Origin of the sequence: Streptomyces lanatus, from assembly GCF_014655715.1 — a bacterium.
Lineage (GTDB): Bacteria > Actinomycetota > Actinomycetes > Streptomycetales > Streptomycetaceae > Streptomyces > Streptomyces lanatus.
In genome coordinates this window covers 147,625-167,548 of sequence record NZ_BNBM01000008.1, presented here as the reverse complement: position 1 = coordinate 167,548, position 19,924 = coordinate 147,625, and the positions used below count along the sequence as shown (strand labels likewise).

The following is a 19,924-nucleotide window of genomic DNA, read 5'->3' as shown; positions in this document are numbered from 1 at the left end:
TGACCAACTGCCCCGCTCGTCCCAGGGGCCGGCAGGGGCACGAAGTCGGTGAATTCGGCGAAAGTGAGCGGTGAGTCCGGGTGGATCTTGACCTGCGAAAGCTGCGGTACTTCGTGGCCGTGGCCGAGGAACTCCACTTCGGACGCGCGGCGGAGCGGCTGCACATCGCGCAGCCGGTGCTGTCCCGGCAGATCCGGAGCCTGGAGGACGATCTGGGCGTCGAGGTCTTCGACCGTGACCGGCGCGGCACGCTGCTCACTCCGGCCGGGCAGCAGCTGCTGGAGGACGCGGCCCCGCTGCTCGCCTCGGCGCAGGCGCTGCTGCGGAGGGCGAAGGCGGCGGCGCAGGGCACGCCCACGCTGACCGTCGGCTTCATGCCCGGCATCACGGTCACCCCGGCCATGGCCGTCTTCTCCACGGTCCGGCCCGGCGTCAACGTACGTCTGTTGCGTACCAGTTGGGACGACCAGGTGGAGGTACTGCTGGACGGCCGGGCCGACATCGGCGTCGTACGGCTGCCCATCGACCAGCACGGCCTTCAGGTGCGTCCCCTGTTCAAGGAGCCCCGGGTCGTCATGCTGCCGATGGGGCACCGCCTGGCGGACCGTGCGTCGGTGACCGTCCGCGACCTCGCCTCCGAGCATCTGCTCCAGGACCCGGATGCCGTACCCGAATGGCGTGACGTGGCACTGGAGTTGCGTGACCGGCGACGCCCCGAGGTACCGGCGATCCACCAGGTGGAGGAGAAGCTGGAGCTGGTCGCCTCCGGCGCGGGCATCTGCGTACTCCCCTTGTCCACCGCCAACTTCTACACCCGCCCCGATGTGCTTCCGCTGCCCGTGGAGGACATCGGGCTCAACGAGGTGGCGCTGGCGTGGGTGGCGTCCCGACGCTCCCCCCTCATCCACGACTTCGCCGAGGCCGCGGCGGAGACCCTGGGCCGGCCTCGGTCCGAGTAACCGGCACGTCAACGAAGCCGGTGCCGAGATCAAGCGTCGAAGCCCCGCCCGGTTCGGTCACTTCAGCGGTCGCCAACGCGGTGTTCGACGCGACGGGACGGCGGGTGCGGGACCTCCCGATCACACCCGACAAACTCCTGGACCCCCGCATGTGACCTCCGGGCACAGCCCGGACGAGGCCGATCCCCTGGAGGAGAAGGTGCTGGACATCGCAGCCGAGGCACTGCACGACTGGAGCCTGCGGGCCGAACCCTTCGCGGTCGCCACCGTGGTGTCGACCAGCGGCAGCGCACCCCGCCCGGCGGGCGCGGCCATGGCGGCCAGAACATTCACGCCGTGATCACTGGAGAGCCGGATGACAGCGAAAGCGTCAAGTCCGGTTCGGCGGGAGGCACGCCGTGGCCACGCCGCGCCGGCCTCAGCGGGTTTCGGGGCGTCCCCCGCGAGTCCCAGTTCGCGGCCGAATTCGTGCACGGCCGCCTACCCTTGATCCAGGTGCCACAGCACACTGCCGGTGCCGACCTCCGCGACCGGGCAGCTCTCCCGCGCCGCGAGCCCGGCGAGAGCGACGGCCAGAACGCCGCGGACCACACGTTCGTCCCAAGAGGCGGCCGTATGCCTGCCGTACCGGACCATCCGATCCGCCCGCTCGACCGCGTCCTGCCAGTGCGCTTGGTCCATGCGGTCATTGCGCCGCCCCCGTGGACCGCGGCACCGCGCCCCACCGCATCATGCACCGGCCGTCCGGTGAAGGGGAGGGGCGCCGGGCGCAGCGATCACAGGCCGGTGATCGACGAAGATCCATGCCCTCCCCTACACCTGCCGGGCGATGCGGCTAGATTGCATAACCTCAGGCCAACGCGTGGAGATCTCATGTCAGTTGAACGTCCGCTCATCAACAGCAGCGTGCCGCACTCCGCCCGCATCTGGAACTACTGGCTCGGCGGCAAGGACTGCTATGCGATCGACCGGCAGGTCGGTGACCAGATCGCCGAGACGAACCCGGCCATCCGCGACATCGCGCGGGCGCAGCGGGCGTTCCTCGTCCGTGCCGTGGAGTACCTCATCGCCGAGACCGGCGTCCGCCAGTTCCTGGACGTGGGCACCGGCCTGCCCACCGCGAACAACACCCACGAGGTCGCCCAGCGCCTCGCCCCCGAGACCCGGATCGTCTATGTCGATCACGACCCGATCGTGCTGGCCCACGCGGAGGCGCTGCTCACCAGCACACCCGAGGGGGCCACGGCCTACATCGACGCCGACCTTCGAGACCCCGACGCGATCCTGGAACAGGCCGCCAAGACACTCGACCTCACCCAGCCCGTGGCGCTGATCCTGCTGGGCATCGCTGCGCACATCACCGACGACTCCGTCTACGACATCGCCGGCCGCCTCGTCGGCGCCCTGCCGTCCGGCAGCTACCTCGTGTTCTGCGACAGCACCGAAGTCGTCCACCCCGAGCAGCAGCGCGCCATGGTGGAGCAGTGGAACGAGGCGAGCGACAACCCCCGCATCAACCGCAGCCCGGACCAACTCGCCCGCTTCTTCGACGGGCTGGACCTCCTGGAACCCGGCGTTGTTTCAGTCTCCCGGTGGCGCCCCTCAGCAACCAGTTCGGAAGCACCAGCCGAGGTCGACAGCTTCGGTGGCGTGGCGCGAAGGCCGTAGTGACGGCCCTCCAGACCGTCTCATCGCTGGGACACGATCGGGCCAGACATCATGAGCCCCCCCGGTTAATGAACCCGCACGATGGCGTGATGCGCCCAAACCTCCGGAGTTCACTGCGAGTTGATTCCCGCCCTGCTTCTGTCCGACTCGTGGCCTCAATGCGCAGGCGTGGATTCAGAGCCCGGAGCCGGTTCGGCTGAAGATCCTTTTTCACCGTTGCCTCTCCAGGATGAGGACGGCTTTGCGATGACGATCCTCCAGTTGCGACTGACGAGGGATCTTTTGTTTCACGACCAGACGAGTCGCCCTTCGGCGACCTCACAGACCGGATACTCTCCATCGGCGATCTTCGTCAGCATCTCTGCCACGGAGTCGAAATAGTGAGCCAGCGATTCGTACTCGCCCGTGATCGTGAGCTCACCCACAAACCATCTGCCGACGCGCCCGTCCCGCGCGTCGATGAACTTCCCCGTCCAGCCGTCCTGGTCCGACAGGAACGGGATCCACTCATTGCGCCAGAACGGATTGTCCGGCTGGTCCGGAGGGTCGAATCCACCGGGCATGAAGTGGTTCGCGTAGAGCTTCTCCATGGCCCGGATACCCAGAAAGAAGCTTCCCTCATCCGGGAACCCGGCGAAGCCGCAACATGCCACATCGGGGTCCACATCTTCCTCGGGGAGATCAAGATTGTTCTGCAGCAGCCACGCCCGCAGATCCTGAGGGAGGGGGATACCCATCCGTTCCTCGGCGGCCGCGAGCATCTGTTCCGTACCGGGCCCCGGCAGATCCGCGTGATCGGCCGGGGCGTGCTGCCGAAGGAGATTCATCACGCGGGACCAGCTCTCCGCCACACTCATTCTCCGCTGCCCTCTCTACACGGATGCCCCCCATACGACTGCACCCCTGCGGGAATTGCGGAGCACCGACCGGAGAACCTCGCCGGGATGGTACTCCGAGCAGGCTTCCTGCCCCCACCCAAGACCACCTTCCGGCCCGAAGCGCAGGACTGGCCGTTCAGCGAGGTGACCGTCCGTCAACTCCTCACTAACGAGGCCGCTGTGGCCGACGGGCCAGCAGAGGAACCTCCATGTCACCAGCAAGGACGACATCCGCCGTGGCGTCCTGCACGAGGAACTACACCGGTCGCCTGGCGAGGCCGTCGAATACACCGACCCAACCGCCCTGTTTCTGCGCCTTCTTGCCGAGTTCCTCCATCAGGATGTTGCGCGGTACCCGTTCCCCCATCCGGCAGCCCACTCTGATACCGCCTCTCTGACCCGCTCCAGTGACTGTTCGTCCACGCAGTCGACGGTACCGGGTGATTGGCCCTGTAGAGGCTGCCCCTGCCGCACTTGCGCTGCACGTCGAGGCCCATTCGGTCACTGTGCAAGCCGCTCTGGCAGTGGTTTGTAACCGGTGAGCTGTCATAATCCGCGCGTACCCCTGAACAAGCGAACGGGCCTGCCGCTACGGGTGGTCAGGGCGGCGCTATTTGGCTCCACCCGGGGCGACTCCAACTGGCCCCAGTAGCTGGATGGTTCGTGAAGATCAGGCGTTTCGAAGCGGCCCCGCGGGGCGCGTCCATTTGGGACCACGGGATTGACACCGACGCTGGATGTGCGGGCGGGTGCGGTCCTTTCGAGCGCAACGGCAACGCCGATTAGGCTGTAGTAACAGTTGATGCGGATCGCCGGGGGCCACGTGGATGTCGTTGAGCGAGAGTTGACCGAACCCTGGGAAGGTGTTCTGTTCGCTTCGACGGCCGCGGACAGCGGCATCGGTGTTCTGGTCCTGGCGGGTTCCAGTGGGCGCGTCGAACGGGACAGAGCGCGTCTCCTTGCCCAGCAGGGCATGACAGCCGTGTCGATTCGCTGGTTCGGCGGTCCGGGGCAGTCCCCGGGGATCTGCGAGATCCCCCTGGAGACCTTCACCGCTGCCGTTGACCTCCTGCAGTTGAACGGAGCACGACGCATTGGCGTTCTGGGCACATCCAAGGGGGCTGAGGCGGCGCTGCTCACGGCAGTGCACGATCCGCGCGTCGAGGTGGTGATCGCGATGTCGCCCACGTCTCGGGTCTGGTGCAACGTCGGGCCGGGACGCGACGGGGCCCACCACAGTTATCGATCGTCTTGGACCTGGCGAGGGCAGGCAGTGCCTTTCGTCCCGATGGACGATTCCTGGACTCCGGCAGAGTCGGACGGTGGGCCAGTCGCCATCCGCGGATGGTATGAACTGAGCGAGCGGACCTTCGCTCGCCTGCTCCCTTCGGCGGAAATCCCCGTTGAGAAGGCGCGGGCCGACCTCCTGCTGGTGGCCGGCGGCGACGACGCGATGTGGCCATCTCTTGCCTTCGCCGAGCAACTGGCGCAACGCCGACGCTCGGTCGGGGCGACGGTGCGTCTGATCGCCCGCCACGATGCCGGCCACCGCCCACGTTTTCCTGGTGAGAACCTGGCGTCAGCATCCCCGCGCTTCCAGTACGGAGGCACACCCGAGGCTGACGGGCTGTTGGGAAGGGCCGCATGGCCCCGTGTTCTCGACGCGCTCCACAGCAGGAGCTGACCCCTTCCTTCGGTGATCGCTCTCGAGGATTTCTCAGCGCGTCCCGGTCTTGTTCGAAGGCCATCGCCGTCTCGAACGCCTCCGCCGGCAGCGGCAGCAGGTGCGGCGTCTCCCGCGCGAAGTCCTGGCCGATGGTGCGGATCCGCGAGCCGATCCGCCGCTCCAGCTCCAGCTCCCGCTCCTCGAACACGGTGATCCGCCGGTTGAGGTCCTCCAGCGTCTCCACCCGCGGGACAGGGGTGAGGTAGTTGCGGCGGAAGTAGCCGACCTGCCCTTCCACTCCGCCCTTCTCGTGGGCGCCACGCAGTCCCGGCTCGCAGTGGAAGGGGGTGAAGCCGTAGAACGCATGCAGCGCGGTCCACTTGGGGTTCTCCTCCCGCAGTCGGCTGCGGAAGATGACCTTGTGAACGGCTGGGGTCAAATTGTCATAACGGACCTGCCCCGCCGGAACCCACCCAGCACGGACAGGGCGTGCACATGTCCCTCGAAGAACGCCGGCTGGCCGCATGAGCGCGAGATGCGGTGCACGGCCCGGCCCGAGTACGCCAGCCGGAAGGCGAACAGGTAGTACTTCACCCGCTGCCCGGCCAGGTCGACCCAGACCTCCCCGAAGTCCACCTCGGCATCCGCCCCGGGTGGGTTGTGCCGGACCAGGAAGCCTTCGCCCGGCGGCGGGCGGTGCCGAAGTCACGCACCGTGGTGTAGGGGAGAATGACGCCGAACTCCTCCTGAAGCCGCGTACCGATCCGCTTCGCCATGTGCCGCTGCTTGCGCGGCGCCTCCAGATCCGCCCTCAGCCACTCGTCGACCGTCTTCTCGTACGGCTCCATCCGCGGCGAGGTCCGCGCCACGCGCTTGCTTGGCTTCGACACCGGCGAGGACAGTGCCTCCCGTACCAGACGCCGGTGAACGCCGTACCTGCTGGGACGCGCGGGCCCCGCAGTGAATTCCCGGCACCGGGCCCACCCGAACAGAGACCGGGCCGCATCGACCGTCTTACCCTCCCGCTGCATGGCGGCCGAACGCATAGCCATGTCCCGAACTATGTGGCCCCGCCACATGTGCCCCTGACCTGCACCTTCCTACGGTGTGCGAACACCTACCCGTCCCCACCGCACACGAGGAAGTGGCGCACATGGCCTCCGCAACCACCGCTCCCCCACCACCCGGCAACCTCAAGCGCATCGTCGCCGCCAGCCTCATCGGCACCACCATCGAGTGGTACGACTTCTTCCTCTACGGGTCGGCCGCCGCCCTCGTCTTCAACAAGCTGTTCTTTCCGGACTCCGACCCGGTCGTCGGCACTCTGCTGTCGTTCCTGACCTACGCCGTCGGCTTCGCGGCACGGCCGCTGGGCGCGTTGGTCTTCGGGCATTACGGGGACCGGCTCGGACGTAAGAAACTGCTGGTGTTGAGCCTGCTGATGATGGGTGGGGCGACCTTCGCGATCGGGTTGCTGCCGACACACGCGACCATCGGATCCGCGGCGCCCGTGCTGCTGACCGTGCTGCGGCTGGTGCAGGGCTTCGCGCTCGGTGGTGAGTGGGGCGGGGCCGTGCTGCTGGTGTCGGAGCACGGGGACGCGCGGCGGCGTGGGTTCTGGGCGTCGTGGCCGCAGACGGGCGCGCCCGCGGGCCAGTTGCTGGCGACCGGTGTGCTGTCGGTGCTGACGGCCGTGCTGTCCGACAGCGCCTTCGGCAGTTGGGGCTGGCGGATCCCGTTCCTGCTCTCCGGTGTGCTGGTGATCGTCGGTTTGTGGATTCGTCTGTCTGTCGATGAATCGCCTGTCTTCAAGCAGGCGTTGGCCCATGCGGAGGCGCGGAAGGCCGCCCGCGCGACGGCGGCCGGTGCCGGTGGCGACGTCGAGAAACTGCCGCTCGTCTCCGTGCTGCGGCACCACTGGCGTGATGTGCTGGTCGCGATGGGCGCCCGTATGGCGGAGAACATCAGCTACTACGTCATCACCGCCTTCATCCTCGTGTACGCCACCACGTCCGCCGGCCTCTCCAAGCAGACCGCCCTCAATGCCGTACTGATCGCCTCCGCCGTGCACTTCGCCGCCATCCCGGCCTGGGGCGCGCTGTCGGACCGGATCGGTCGCCGGCCCGTGTATCTGCTGGGCGCGGCCGGGGTCGGGCTGTGGATGTTCCCGTTCTTCTGGCTCATCGACACGGGCGGCTTCGGCAACCTGCTTCTCGCCGTGACCGTGGGTCTCGTGCTGCACGGCGCCATGTACGCGCCGCAGGCCGCCTTCTTCTCCGAGATGTTCGCGACCCGGATGCGCTACTCCGGCGCCTCGATCGGGGCCCAGTTCGCCTCGGTCGCGGCAGGCGCGCCCGCACCGCTGATCGCCACCGCGCTGCTGGACGCCTACGACGACTCCACCCCGATCGCCCTGTACGTCATCGCCGCGGCCGTCCTGACGCTGATCGCGGTCGGTGTCGCCAAGGAGACCCGGCACCGTGACCTGGCCGACGTCGGGCCCTCGGCGGACGCGGAGCCCGCGGTGAGCCGGGCGGCGGATCCGCACATCGTGTGAGGCCTGTTCCGTAGGGCCGCCCCCTCGTTCTGCCGACCCCCGTGCGCCCGTGCGTGCGGGGGTCAGCGCTGTGCCGGTGCGGACAACTGGTACAGTCGCAGGGCCAGTTGGATCTCCAGGACCCGGGCCGGGCTCTGCCAGTCGGCGCCCAGGAGATGGCCGACGCGCTCCAGGCGCTGGGCGACGGTGTTCACATGGACGTGGAGGTCGTCCTTGGTGCGGGCCGGGCTCATTCCGCAGGCGAAGTACGCGTCGAGGGTGCGCAACAGGTCGGTGCCGCGTCGTTCGTCGTACGCGACGACCTGGCCGATCGTACGGTCCACGAAGCCCGCGATGTCCCGGTCGCCGGCCAGCAACAGCCCCAGGAACCCGAAGTCCTCGGCGGCGGCGCCGTCCCCGGAGCGGCCGAGCAGTCGCAGCGCGTCGAGGCAGCGTCTGCTCTCCTCGTAGGCGGCGGCCACGGTGTCCGGGCGGTTGGCCAGTTCCTCGACCGGAGCGGAGGCGCCGACGGTGACGGCTTCATGGACGGCCGTGCCGAGGTGGCGGGCGGTGCGGCGGGCCACCACGGCGGCTGTCTCTCCCGCCCGCAGCGGCAGGAGGAGTACGGTGCCGCCGTCGCGGGCGGCCGCCAGGCCGTGCCGCGTCGCGGCGAGGTGGGATGCGGCGGACCACAGGCGTCGGCGTGCCGCCGCCTCCTGGTCGGCGTCGGCCGCCGTGGCGTCGAGGCGGGCGGCGAGCACGACGTGGGTGGCGTCGAGGTCGGCGTACAGCCGTGCCGCACGCTCGCGCAGCAGCCGCGGGTCGCGGTCGCGGGCGTCGAGCAGGTCGTCCAACAGCTCGCCCCGGACGCGCTGTTCGGCCTCGGCGGCGGAGCGCCGGGCGAGCAGCAGGAGCGAGGTGACCGTCGCGGCCCGCTCCAGAGTGCTCTGGTCGACGGGGTCGAGACCGGGATGGCCGCGCAGCACCAGCGCGCCGAGGAGCTCACCGCCCGCGACCACCGCGGCGATCCAGTCGTCGGCGTGGCGTACCGCGTGGCCCTCGGCGAGGGATGCCTCCAGGGCCTGGGCCGGTGTGGCGCCGGCCTCGGTGAACTCGACCGTGCCGTCGAGGACTTGGGAGACGGCGGCGGCCACGTCGTGCACCCCGCCGCCGCGCAGCACGAGTTGGGCGAGCCGGTCGTGTACATCGGAGGCCCGCTCGATGACTCCGCTGCGGTCCCGGATGATCTCGTTGGCCCGCTCCAGGTCGGCGAGTGCCGAGCGGGTCTCCGTGAGCAGGTTGGCGGTGTCGATGGCCGCCGCGGCGAGAGCGGCGAACGAGCCGAGCAGGGCGATCTGCTCCCTCTCGAAGACCCGGGCCCGCCGGTCCGCCGCGAAGAGGACCCCGATGACATGGTGCCCGAGCGTCAGCGGCACCCCGAGGATGGCGACCAGCCCTTCGTCTCGTACTCCGGCGTCGATGGCGAGGGTGTGCTGGAAGCGGCCGTCCTTGAAGTAGTCGTCGGTGACATAGGGGCGGGCGGTCTGCGCGACGAGCCCGCCGAGCCCCTCCCCCATGCCGAGCCGCAACTGCTGGAAGCGGGCGGCGACCGAGCCCTCGGTCACCCGCATATAGGTGTCGCCCCTGGCCGGGTCGTTCAGGCTGAGGTAGGCGACATCCGTGCCCAGAAGTGATCTGGCGCGCTGCACGATCGCCTGCAGTACGGCGTCCAGGTCCCGCAGGCCGGCCAGGTCGTGGGCGGTCTCGAACAGCGCCGACAGCTCGGCCTCACGCCTGCGCCGTCCCTCCAGCTCGGAGCGGACACCCAGCGCGAGCAGCTTGGCCTGTTCGAGGGCGACGATCTGTTCGGTTGCTCTGCCTTCGGCGCGGGCGAGCAGCACCGGCTGCTCATAGGCGTCGGCGGACGCGCCCCGGGCCAGCAGCTCCAGGAACGGTGTCTCGGCGCTGCTCAGGGGCGCTCCGGCATCGGTGGCGGAACGCTGGTCGGGGTGCACGTGATCGCGGGACATGCCGACAGGATTGCTCATCGCACCGTCACCCCGTCAGCCCTGTGGATAACTCGGAATCCCGCCGGCCCGGGCCGGTCAGTGCGCGGTCCAGCCACCATCGAGCACGAGTGAGGTACCGGTCACGAAGGACGCCTGCGGACCGCAAAGGTATGCCACGGCCTCCGCGACCTCCTCCGGTTCGATGAGCCGTTTGACCGCGCTGTCCTGCAACAGCACCTCGGAGAGGACCCGTTCCTCGGGGATGCCGTGCGCCTGGGCCTGGTCGGCGAGCTGTTTCTCGACCAGTGGGGTGCGCACATAGGCGGGGTTCACACAGTTCGAGGTGACGCCATGGGGGGCGCCCTCCAGTGCGGCGGTCTTGGAGAGTCCCTCCAGGCCATGTTTGGCGGCCACATAGGCCGACTTGAAAGCCGAGGCGCGCAGCCCATGGACGGAGGACACATTGACGATCCGGCCCCAGCCCTGCCCGTACATATGGGGCAGGGCACCACGGATGAGCCGGAACGGCGCCTCCAGCATCACGGTGAGCACCGTGTGGAAGACGTCGGGCGGGAACTCCTCGATGGGGCGCACCAGCTGCAGCCCGGCGTTGTTGACCAGGACGTCGGTGCCGGCGGCCGCGAGTTCGGCGGCGTCCAGGTCGGTGAGGTCCAGGACATGGGGTTCCACGGCGCCCGCGAGGCCCCGGGCCCGCTCGGCGAGCTCCTCCAGGCCAGTGGTGTCCCGATCGACCGCTCTGACCTTGGCCCCGGCGGCCGCGAGCCGCAGCGCACAGGCACGTCCGATGCCACCGGCGGCGCCGGTGACCAGCGCGCTGCGGCCGCCGAGGTCGAGCGGGGAGGGCAAGGGCGAACCTTGCACCGGGAGGATGCTGGGCGGGGTCATGGCTCGACCCTAGGCAGCACCGACGTCAGGCCACATATGGTCACCGCACATACTTCAGTCCGAGGTCATAGGCTCAAACCATGTGGGTTCATCGGCCAGTGCCTGCTTGATCCGAAACAGCTGACGTTCGTCCATCTCGGGCAGCGCATCCACCTCGAACCAGCCCACCCGTACGGACTCGTCGTCGTTCACACGCGCCTCGCCGCCGACGGCGCGGCAGCGGAAGGTGATGTCCATGAACTGGCACATGTCGCCGTTGGGATAGGTGACCTCGCTGCCGGACCTGACCAGGACGACCCGTTCGGCGACACACAGGACGCCCGTCTCCTCCTCCACCTCGCGCACCGCACAGGCGGCGGGCTGCTCGCCCGGGTCGGGGATGCCGTTGACCACCGTCCACTTGAGGTTGTCCGCGCGCTGCCCCAGCAGGACCCGTCCCTCGTCGTCGAAGACGACGGCGCTGATCCCGGGGAGCCACAGCAGCTGATGACCGGCGGAGGCGCGGATCGTACGAATGAAGTCAGGAGTAGCCATGTCCACGACCCTAACGGGCCAGTCGCGGCGCCCCCGGCGGGTTCCGGGGGCGTGCGACGGGCGTACGGCTACGCGTCACCGGCGCGCCGCGCGCGCATCCCGGCCCCGATCGCCCAGCCGAGACCACCGGCGGCGACGAGCACCAGGGCGATCTCCGGCAGGATGCCGAGCCGCGTGGCGGGTGTCTCCGAGGAGCGCAGCGGGACCTTCTGGACCAGCGAGTCGGCGACGAACATGCCCGTGCGCTGGGTGATTTCGCCGTCCGGCATGATGATCGCGCTGACGCCGCTGGTGACCGGCACGGTGACGGTCCGGCTGTGCTCGACGGCGCGCACGCGGGACATGGCGAGCTGCTGGTAGGTCATCTCGCTGCGGTCGAAGGTGGCGTTGTTGCTCGGCACGGAGATCATCTGCGCGCCGTCGGTGACCTCCGAGCGGACCGCCCAGTCGAAGGCCGCCTCGTAGCAAGTGACCAGGCCGACCTTGGCGCCGTCCATGGTGAACACGCCAGGCTCGCTGCCCCGGCTGAAGTCCTTGCGGACCATCGAGGTCCAGTTCTCGTTGATCGCCCCGACGATCGAGCGCAGCGGCAGGTACTCGCCGAACGGCTGGATCTGCCGCTTGTCGTACGTGTCGACGGGGCCCTTCTCCGGGTCCCACAGGATCTGCTCGTTGAGCAGCTTGCCGTCCCGTTCGACGACGCCGCCCACCGAGATCGGGGCGCCGATCGCCTTGGCGGCCGTGTCGATGACGGAGCGGGCGTCGGCGTTGGCGAAGGGGTCGATGTCGGAGGAGTTCTCCGGCCACAGCACGAAGTCGGGCCGTTCGACCTTGCCCGCCTTGACCTCGGCGGCCAGGCGCTCGGTCTCCCGCGCGTGGTAGTCCAGTACGGCCCGTCGCTGGGAGTTGAAGTCCAGTCCCGCGCGCGGGACGTTGCCTTGGATGACGGCGACGGTCGCGGTGCCGTCCTCGGCCTTGTCGCTGACCAGCGGCCGAGCGGCCACGGCGCCCACCACGGGCACGGCCACGCTCAGCAGGGCCACGGCAGCGGCGGACCGCTGCACGGCCCGGGTACGCCGCCGCTCCACGACCAGGCGGACGGCCTCGTACAGGCCGAAGCCGCACAGGACGACCGCGAAGCCCAGCACCGGTGTGCCACCGACCGCGGCGAGCGGCAGGAAGACACCGTCGGCCTGACCGAACGCGATCTTGCCCCAGGGGAAGCCGTTGAACGGCGCACGCGCGCGTGCCGCCTCGCCCGCGATCCACAGCGCCGCGGCCCACACCGGCCAGCCGGGCAGCTTCGACACCGCGGCGACGCCGACGCCCACCAGCGCGACGAAGACCGCCTCGATGGCGGCGAGCGCGAGCCAGGGGCCGGGGCCGACCTCCACACCGGTCCACACCAGCAGCGGAAGCAGGAAACCGAGGCCGAAGAGGTAGCCGAGGCCGAGGGCGGCCTTCCAACCGCGGCCGCGCAGCACCCACCCGAAGACGGCGAAGGCCGGCACAGCCAGCCACCACAGGGTGCGCGGCGGGAAGCTGACGTAGAGCAGCACTCCGGAGAGCGCCGCGGTGAGGGCCGGAACCAGACGCACGAGCCGTGACGCGCGCGAGGCGGGCGCTATCTGCGGCTCCAGCTGGTCCGACCCGTCCACGGAGGTTGCGGTGACGGTCACTCCGGGAGTGTACGGCGGTTGACCTTGACACCGACAGCGCGGTCCGAGGAGCGGCGACGTCGCGCACCCGGGCGCTCCGGCAACGCGTCCCTGACGCGCCCGCGCCGCATCGTTCCTGCACGGCACGTCCACAATTCGGCCATGAACCGTTACGGTATGCCGGAGCCTCAGTCGTATCGACCGGTCGGATCCGGGCGGCGGAGGCCCGTCACAGGTCGGGGGACCGGGTTCGGGGGGCGGGGTGGGTGTCGCGGGGATGACGTCTGCGGCAGGTCCGGATGAGGACGGCGACAGACGAAACGTTTCTGACGCGGCGGGCGTCGTGGTGCTGGGCACCTGTGCCGCCTGGTCGTTGATCTCGGCCGCCGTGCACGGCGGCCGGCCCGAGGGTGTGCTGCTCGCGATCCTCGCGGTGGCCGCCGGTTACGCCGCCGGGCGGATCGGCGGGGCGCTGCTGCCCGTGGCCGCGCCCTGTGCGGGCGCTCTGGCGGGCGTGGGCCTGACACTGAGCGTTCCGCAGCTGTCCCCCGGGCCGCAGATGGTCGCCCCGCTGGGCCACGCCGGTGCCACAGCCGCCGTACTGACGCTTTCGGCCGGTGCTGCCTGCTGCGCCGCCTGGGCGGCGTCGGCCGCGGCCGTGCGCCTGGCCATGTGGGCGCTCGCGGCCGGAGTCGCGGTCACCGCGGCCGTCCTGGGCTCGACCAGTGGTTTCGTCACCTGTTCTGCTGTCCTGGTGTGCTCGCTGGCCGCCGGCCACCTCCACCATCGCGGTGTCGGCATCGCGGGACTGGCCCTCGCCGCGGCCTCGGTCACCGGTCTGACCTGGGCGGTCGCCGGCGACGCGATACCCGGCGACCTGCTCGTCTGGCTTCGGGAGCAGCTCACGGGGCAGCGGATCGAGCTGTGGCGCGACGCACTGCACCTGGCGCGCGAGGACCTCGCGCTGGGCGTGGGCCCGGGACGCTTCGGGGAGCTCAGCACGACGTCGACCCAGACGCTGCTGTCCGACGGCAAGCCGCACTCGGCGCCCCTCCAGCTGGCCGCAGAGCAGGGAGTCGTCGGTGTGCTGCTGCTGGCGGCGGCGTTCTGCTGGATGCTGTTCGCGCTGTGGCGCACCGCGCGGCCCACGCCGGTCGCGCTCACTGCGGGCGCGGCCCTCACCGCTCTGGCGGCGATCGCCGCGGTCGGCAACGCGCTCAGCTTCACCACGGTGTCGGTCGGCGCGGGCCTGCTGGCCGGGATCGCCACGGCGCGCCGGATCACCGTCGAGTCATCGCAGCGCGAGAACGACACACAGGCGCGTGGAGATCGGCTCGCCCCATGACTCCATGGCGGTCAGTGTTGCGGACACACATGGGTTCCAACGACACAGGGCTCGTACCAGCCCTCTGATTCCGGCTACGCCCCTCAGTGCGCCGTCCCGGCCGCCCGAGTCCGCAGCCGCTCCCTGATGACGCTCACGGCCGCCTCCGCGTCGTCCACGGTGATCGTGAACGTATGGCCGTCCCACAGCCGCAGCACCAGGCCCTCACCACGTCGTACGACGACCGCGGTGCCCTTCTCGGGGCGCCATCGGTAGCCCCAGCCGCCCCAGTGGCGCGGTGTCACATGGGGGACGAACTCGGCACCCACGACCTCGGACAGCGGGATACGGCGGCGCGGCACACCGATGTGGCCGCAGCGCACCTCGAGGCACTCCTGGTCGACCTTGAGCGCGACATGGACGAACGCCAGTGTGCCGAAGAGGACCAGCAGCCCGGCCGCGATGCAGCCCACGACGGCCATCACGAGCGGGGCGACGCCGTCCGTCCATGGCGAGTCGACCGCCAGCTCGACCCCGAGCGCCATACATGCGGCGCCTACCAGCGCCAGCAGCCACTGGACCCGGTTGGTCGCCCGCCCGGTCCAGACATCGGGGTGCGGCTTCCTACGGTGGGGGTGGTCCCTCATGGCTATGAGGTTACTCAGGTTTCGCACCGCCGGTACCTCGTCGCGGAGGGTGACTGCGCCGAGCGGAGCACGGCGGACCACATCCGTCCGTTTTGTGCCGGTCCGCTACTGTGCGGGGCTGACCGCCCGCAGAAGGCGGCCTTCCGCGTAGGTGAGTGCGGGCTCGGGGAGCTTGCCCTCGCGGCCGCTCAGCAGCACGGTCACGGTGCCGCTCGCCGCGGCCTCGGGGGCGGGCAGCTCGCCGATCCTGCGAAACGCCTGCGCGGCGACGGCGCCGGCGGAGCCGTGCAGGACGAGCGGCGGGCGGCCGGGGCGCTGGACGGCGGTGCGGATGCGCTCGGCGACGAGCTCGTAGTGGGTGCAGCCCAGGACGACCGTCGTCACATCCTCCGGGGTGAGGGCGGCGGCCGCGGCGACGGCGGCGTCGATCGCCGTCTCGTCCGCGTGCTCGACCGCCTCGGCCAGTCCGAAGCAGGGCACCTCGGCGACGGGCACACCGCCCGCGAAGTCCTTGATCAGTCCGCGCTGGTAGGGGCTGCCGGTCGTGGCGGGCGTGGCCCAGATCGCGACGGGTCCGCCACCGGCCGCGGCCGGCTTGATCGCCGGGACCGTGCCGATGACCGGTATCCCGGGTTCCAGGCGGGCGCGCAGGGTGGGCAGCGCGTGCACGGTCGCGGTGTTGCAGCCGATGATCAGGGCGTCGGGCCGATGCGCGGCGGCGGCGTCGGCGACGGCCACGGCGCGCTGTGTGAGGTCTTCGGGGGTCCTGGGACCCCAGGGCATGCCGTCGGGGTCGAGTGAGAGCACGAGATCCGCGTCGGGTCGCAGCCGCCGTACCGCGGCGGTGGCCGCCAACAAGCCGATTCCGGAGTCCATCAGCGCGATCTTCACCCGGCCACGATAGTCGATGGGCCCTTGCGGGCCGCTCGGGTGGGGCAGACTGCGCGCGTGAGCGCCTTCGCGTGGATCGCCGCCGGATCACTCGCCGCCTGGCTGTGGCTGCTGCTGTGCCAGGGCTTCTTCTGGCGTACCGATGTCAGACTCCCGCGGCGGTCACGGCCGGACGAGTGGCCGTCGGTCTGCGTCGTCGTGCCGGCCCGCGACGAGGCCGCGGTGCTTCCCATGAGCCTGCCGTCGCTGCTCGCGCAGGATTATCCGGGGCGCGCGGAGATCTTCCTGATCGACGACGGCAGCTCGGACGGCACCGGGGCCCTGGCGCGCGATCTGGCGCAACGGCACGGCGGCCTGCCGCTGACGGTGGCCTCCCCCGGCGAGCCCCCGGCCGGCTGGACGGGCAAACTCTGGGCGGTGCGTCACGGCATCGAGCTGGCACGCGTGCGTGACCCCGAGTACCTCCTGCTGACGGACGCCGACATCGCGCATGCGCCCGACAGCCTGCGGGAGCTGGTCGCAGCCGCACACACCGGGGGGTTCGACGTCGTCTCCCAGATGGCGCGGCTGCGGGTGGAGAGCCTGTGGGAGCGGCTGGTGGTGCCGGCCTTCGTGTACTTCTTCGCCCAGCTGTACCCGTTCCGCAGGATCGGTAAGAAGGGGACCCGGACGGCGGCCGCCGCGGGGGGCTGTGTCCTGATGCGGACCGAAACGGCGCAACGCGCGCGGATTCCCGACGCGATCCGCCACGCCGTCATCGACGACGTGGCGCTCGCGCGGGCCGTCAAGGGCGGCGGTGGCCATATCTGGCTGGGGCTGGCGGAGCGGGTGGACAGCGTGCGCCCGTATCCGCGCCTTGCCGATCTGTGGCGGATGGTCTCGCGCAGCGCGTACGCCCAGCTGCGACACAACCCACTCGTGCTGGCCGGAACGGTCGCCGGGCTCGCGCTCGTGTATCTGGTGCCGCCCGTGGCCGTGGTCGGGGGTCTGGTCGGCGGGGATACGACGACGGCGGTGACCGGCGCTCTCGCATGGCTGGTGATGACGGGGACGTATGGACCGATGCTCCGCTACTACCGCCAGCCGCTGTGGCTCGCCCCTCTGCTGCCGTTCACCGCGTTCCTCTACCTCCTGATGACGGTCGATTCGGCGGTGCAGCACTACAGGGGGCGCGGCGCGGCCTGGAAGGGCCGCACCTACGCGCGTCCGGACACGGTGCCCGACGAGGGCTGACTACTTGCGGCCGGGCGTCCAGTTCATGCCCCACCCGTAGGCGTAGTCGACGGTGCGCTGCGGGCTCACGCCGCGGTCGGGCACCAGGTAGCGGGCCTCGCGCTGGACGATCAGGTCGTCGCCCGTGTTGGTGATGAGGGCGAGGGCGCACACCGTGGAGGGGACGGTGCACTCGTCCAGGGAGAAGTCGACCGGGGCGCCGTGCTGAGGGGTGAGGGTGACCGTGGCGTGCAGGTCCGCGAAGGAACGCGCGCCCTCGTAGATGGTCACGAAGATCAGGATGCGCCGGAAGGCCTGCTTGTGATCGAGGTTGATGGTGAGGTTCTCACCACTGGCCACGGCTCCGGTGCGGTCGTCGCCGTCGAGGTGGATGTACGGGGGCTGGTGGAGGGCGCCGTAGGCGTTGCCGAGGGACTGGATGACTCCCTTCCTGCCGTCGGCCAGCTCGTACAGGGCGCACAGATCGAGGTCGAGGTCGTTGTGCATGGCGACCGGGCGGCCCAGCTTGCTCGCCCAGCCGGAGAACTGCTTGCGCACCTGCCAGTTGAGATTCACGCGCATGGCGCCCGAGGTGCCGCCCTGCTTGGTCAGCGAGACGGAGGGGGACGCCTTGGTGAGCGTCACCTTGCTGAGGCTGACCGGCGACGCCTGGGGCACGGGCGGGGGAACCGGTGGCATGGCGGGCACCGGCGGCGCCACCGAGGGCGTCGGGGCGGGTGCCGTCTGCTGGGGTTCGTCGACCGTGATGCCGTAGTCGGTGGCGAGGCCCCCCAGGCCGCTGCCGTAGCCCTGGCCGACGGCGCGGAACTTCCAGGCGCCCTGGCGGCGGTAGAACTCACCGAGCACGAAAGCGGTTTCGACGGTGGCGCCGGTGCTGTCGAAGCGGGCGACGACGGTGCCCTGGGCGGCGTCCTTGACCTCGATGTAGAGGTCGGGGACCTGGCCGAACGATCCTCCGTCCGCGGAGGCGGCCAGGATGACGGTCTCGATGGCGGGCTCCACGCGCGCGAGGTCGACGAGCAGGCTGTCCGTCACCCGTCCGCCGGCGTTCTGCTTGCCCTCGTACCGGACGGCGCCCGAGGTGTGCTCGGACTGGTTGTAGAAGACGAAGTCCGCGTCGGAGCGGACCTTTCCGCCGACCAGCAGCAGCGCCGAGGCGTCCGCGTCGGGCACGCCCGGTCCGGAGCGCCAGCCCAATTCGACCCGCAGTGCCGTCGTCGGCACCGGCGCATTCGAACCTTTCGGCATTGACATGTCCGCCCCCATCACCTGATCACCGCGCCTGGGATGTCCCGGCCGCCCTTTGGGTTCTCTCTACAGGGCCAACCTATTCCCCGCCACATCGAACTCCGATCGGGGGCGCGCAACACTGGTGGTCAACCACCGGTAACCGCCCCGGAACTCGGCATTTACACGATCCCAACGCCGATTGGCGTCCCTTTTTGCCAAGTTCGCTCGCATTGGGGATCCGGCGTCACTGCGGACACATAAAACAACCCTCTTATCGGTCTCCCCAACCAGCACATCGTGGGCTTACCTTATGTGCCATGACCTCCCCCCGCTCCACCTATGGTGGCGGCTACTACTCCGCCTCCTTCCCGGACACCCCGATCTACGACAGGCTCGTCGCCGAGCGGGGCACCCCGCAGATCGCCCCGATCCGGGTCCCCGCCGCGTACGACATGCCGGGCAGCAACCTGCCCGCGCTCCCGTCGGCACTGCCCGCCCTCCCGGCGGGCCCGTCCCAGCCCTCCTACGGTTATCCGCAGGCGCAGCAGCCCTCCCCGCTGCAGCAGGCGCCCGCGGCCTACATCCCGCAGCAGGCGGCAGCACCGCGCGGCTACCCGGGTCCGCAGGCGCAGCAGCCCCGGCCGGTGGCTCCCGGTGGCATGGGCTACGAGGCGATGCGCCCCGCGGCTCCCCGCCCCGCCGCCGCTCCGTATCAGGACCCGTACAACAACCAGCAGTACCGCGGCTACTGAGCCGTTCCCCCGGGGCTGTCGGCGCCACCTGGCACGATGGCCTCATGGGGCATGCGCAACTGCAGTCGATCCACGTTCATCCGGTCAAGGCATGCCGGGGCACAGCGCTCCCGGAAGCCGTCGTGGAGCCCTGGGGGCTGGCCGGAGACCGTCGTTGGATGCTGATCGACGACGGGGGAAAGGTCGTGACACAGCGCCAGCAGCCACGCCTGGCGCAGGCCGCCGCCGAGCCGTTGCCCGGCGGCGGTGTTCGGCTGACCGCGCCCGGCATGGCCCCGCTGACCGTGCTCGTACCGAGCGCGGTCGGCAAGATGCCGGTGGAGCTCTTCCGGGACAAGGTCGAGGCGGTCCTCGCCGAGGGCGACGCCGCGCACGCCTGGTACAGCACCTATCTCGGCGTCGGTGCGCGCCTGGTGCACATGGCCGACCCGGGCACCTGCCGCCCCGTCGACCCGGAGTACGCACTGCCCGGCGAGACCGTGAGCTTCGCCGACGGCTATCCCTTGCTGATCACCACGACCGCCTCCCTCGACGCCCTCAATTCCCTGATCGAGCAGGGTGATCACGCGCATGAGGGCCCTCTGCCGATGAACCGGTTCCGCCCGAACGTCGTCGTGTCGGGCACCACCGCCTGGGTCGAGGACGACTGGTCGCGCGTCGCCATCGGTGAGGTCACCTTCCGGGTCGCCAGGAAGTCCGGGCGCTGTGTGGTGACCACCACCGACCAGGCCACCGCCGAGCGCGGCAGGGAGCCCCTGGTCACCCTGGGCAGACACCGGCGCATGGGCGGAAGACTGCTGTTCGGCCAGAATCTGGTGCCCCTGTCGCCCGGCACGATCCGGGTCGGCGATCCGGTCACGGTTCTCGACTGAGCAGCATCTCGGCTGAGAACGATCCCCTCCGCCGAGAGGTCGAGAAGGCGTCCCCTCCGCACCTTCGGGTGGGAACCCCGGCCCGGGGCCCGTGCGTTGGGCCTTTCGTGAGAAGTTCATGAGAGGTCCCGCAGGACAGACCCCGAGCGCAGGTGATTTCG

The 19,924-nt window shown here is 70.2% G+C and carries 18 protein-coding genes and 1 pseudogene; 9 read left to right on the top strand and 10 right to left on the bottom strand.

The window, feature by feature from the left end; genetic code table 11:
• Window positions 1-80: 80 nt before the first annotated feature.
• Together IE325_RS22505 and IE325_RS22500 are read left to right on the top strand one after the other, a co-directional pair.
• Window positions 81-959 carry a LysR family transcriptional regulator gene (locus IE325_RS22505; protein ID WP_190071810.1) on the top strand — a complete coding sequence of 293 codons (879 nt, stop codon included), beginning with the start codon at window positions 81-83 and terminating at the stop codon, window positions 957-959.
• A 199-nt stretch (window positions 960-1,158) separates the two neighbouring features.
• Window positions 1,159-1,278: pseudogene (locus IE325_RS22500) on the top strand (XdhC family protein); the annotation flags it as partial.
• A gap of 161 nt (window positions 1,279-1,439) precedes the next feature.
• Here IE325_RS22500 and IE325_RS22495 read toward each other — a convergent pair.
• Entirely contained in the window at window positions 1,440-1,640 is a 201-nt protein-coding gene (locus IE325_RS22495; protein WP_190071809.1) for a hypothetical protein, read from the bottom strand.
• Window positions 1,641-1,832: 192 nt separating this feature from the next.
• On the opposite strand from IE325_RS22495, the gene IE325_RS22490 reads away from it, so the two are divergent.
• Window positions 1,833-2,627: an SAM-dependent methyltransferase gene (locus tag IE325_RS22490; RefSeq protein ID WP_190071808.1), complete on the top strand. Its 795-nt coding sequence runs from the start codon at window positions 1,833-1,835 to the stop codon at window positions 2,625-2,627.
• Window positions 2,628-2,914: 287 nt separating this feature from the next.
• Here the strand turns inward: IE325_RS22490 and IE325_RS22485 are convergent, their stop codons facing one another.
• Window positions 2,915-3,484: an SMI1/KNR4 family protein gene (locus IE325_RS22485; protein ID WP_190071807.1), complete on the bottom strand. Its 570-nt coding sequence runs from the start codon at window positions 3,482-3,484 to the stop codon at window positions 2,915-2,917.
• An 823-nt stretch (window positions 3,485-4,307) separates the two neighbouring features.
• Between IE325_RS22485 and IE325_RS22480 the strand changes: the two genes are divergently transcribed.
• Window positions 4,308-5,189, top strand: coding sequence for an acyl-CoA thioester hydrolase/BAAT C-terminal domain-containing protein (locus IE325_RS22480; protein WP_190071806.1), 882 nt, complete (start codon window positions 4,308-4,310; stop codon window positions 5,187-5,189).
• A gap of 572 nt (window positions 5,190-5,761) precedes the next feature.
• Here the strand turns inward: IE325_RS22480 and IE325_RS22475 are convergent.
• A complete protein-coding gene (locus tag IE325_RS22475) occupies window positions 5,762-6,061 on the bottom strand; it encodes a hypothetical protein (RefSeq protein WP_190071805.1) in 300 nt (99 codons plus the stop codon).
• A gap of 263 nt (window positions 6,062-6,324) precedes the next feature.
• On the opposite strand from IE325_RS22475, the gene IE325_RS22470 reads away from it, so the two are divergent.
• On the top strand, window positions 6,325-7,728 hold the full coding sequence (locus IE325_RS22470) for an MFS transporter (RefSeq protein ID WP_190071804.1): 1,404 nt from the start codon (window positions 6,325-6,327) through the stop codon (window positions 7,726-7,728).
• Between the two features lie 62 nt (window positions 7,729-7,790).
• Here the strand turns inward: IE325_RS22470 and IE325_RS22465 are convergent, their stop codons facing one another.
• From IE325_RS22465 to lnt, 4 genes are all read right to left on the bottom strand, one after another.
• Window positions 7,791-9,737, bottom strand: coding sequence for a helix-turn-helix domain-containing protein (locus IE325_RS22465; protein WP_190071803.1), 1,947 nt, complete (start codon window positions 9,735-9,737; stop codon window positions 7,791-7,793).
• A gap of 75 nt (window positions 9,738-9,812) precedes the next feature.
• On the bottom strand, window positions 9,813-10,622 hold the full coding sequence (locus IE325_RS22460) for a 3-hydroxybutyrate dehydrogenase (protein WP_190071802.1): 810 nt from the start codon (window positions 10,620-10,622) through the stop codon (window positions 9,813-9,815).
• A 54-nt stretch (window positions 10,623-10,676) separates the two neighbouring features.
• Entirely contained in the window at window positions 10,677-11,156 is a 480-nt protein-coding gene (locus tag IE325_RS22455; protein ID WP_190071801.1) for an NUDIX hydrolase, read from the bottom strand.
• A gap of 68 nt (window positions 11,157-11,224) precedes the next feature.
• The gene (gene lnt, locus IE325_RS22450; protein WP_190071800.1) at window positions 11,225-12,835 is read right to left on the bottom strand and encodes an apolipoprotein N-acyltransferase; all 1,611 of its coding nucleotides are present in this window, start codon (window positions 12,833-12,835) and stop codon (window positions 11,225-11,227) included.
• Between the two features lie 256 nt (window positions 12,836-13,091).
• Here lnt and IE325_RS22445 point away from each other — a divergent pair, with 256 nt between their 5' ends.
• The gene (locus IE325_RS22445) at window positions 13,092-14,159 is read left to right on the top strand and encodes an O-antigen ligase family protein (RefSeq protein WP_190071799.1); all 1,068 of its coding nucleotides are present in this window, start codon (window positions 13,092-13,094) and stop codon (window positions 14,157-14,159) included.
• A gap of 83 nt (window positions 14,160-14,242) precedes the next feature.
• Here IE325_RS22445 and IE325_RS22440 read toward each other — a convergent pair whose 3' ends face one another.
• On the bottom strand, window positions 14,243-14,785 hold the full coding sequence (locus IE325_RS22440) for a hypothetical protein (RefSeq protein WP_190071798.1): 543 nt from the start codon (window positions 14,783-14,785) through the stop codon (window positions 14,243-14,245).
• Window positions 14,786-14,890: 105 nt separating this feature from the next.
• Complete coding sequence (locus IE325_RS22435; protein WP_190071797.1) at window positions 14,891-15,676, bottom strand: glutamate racemase; 786 nt, start codon at window positions 15,674-15,676, stop codon at window positions 14,891-14,893.
• A gap of 39 nt (window positions 15,677-15,715) precedes the next feature.
• On the opposite strand from IE325_RS22435, the gene IE325_RS22430 reads away from it, so the two are divergent.
• A complete protein-coding gene (locus tag IE325_RS22430; protein ID WP_190071796.1) occupies window positions 15,716-16,909 on the top strand; it encodes a glycosyltransferase in 1,194 nt (397 codons plus the stop codon).
• On the opposite strand, the gene IE325_RS22425 is transcribed toward IE325_RS22430, so the two are convergent.
• On the bottom strand, window positions 16,910-18,157 hold the full coding sequence (locus IE325_RS22425) for a TerD family protein (protein ID WP_190071986.1): 1,248 nt from the start codon (window positions 18,155-18,157) through the stop codon (window positions 16,910-16,912).
• Window positions 18,158-18,456: 299 nt separating this feature from the next.
• On the opposite strand from IE325_RS22425, the gene IE325_RS22420 reads away from it, so the two are divergent.
• Together IE325_RS22420 and IE325_RS22415 are read left to right on the top strand one after the other, a co-directional pair.
• Window positions 18,457-18,891, top strand: coding sequence for a DUF6643 family protein (locus tag IE325_RS22420; RefSeq protein WP_190071795.1), 435 nt, complete (start codon window positions 18,457-18,459; stop codon window positions 18,889-18,891).
• Window positions 18,892-18,935: 44 nt separating this feature from the next.
• Entirely contained in the window at window positions 18,936-19,763 is an 828-nt protein-coding gene (locus tag IE325_RS22415; RefSeq protein ID WP_190071794.1) for an MOSC domain-containing protein, read from the top strand.
• Window positions 19,764-19,924: the final 161 nt, after the last annotated feature.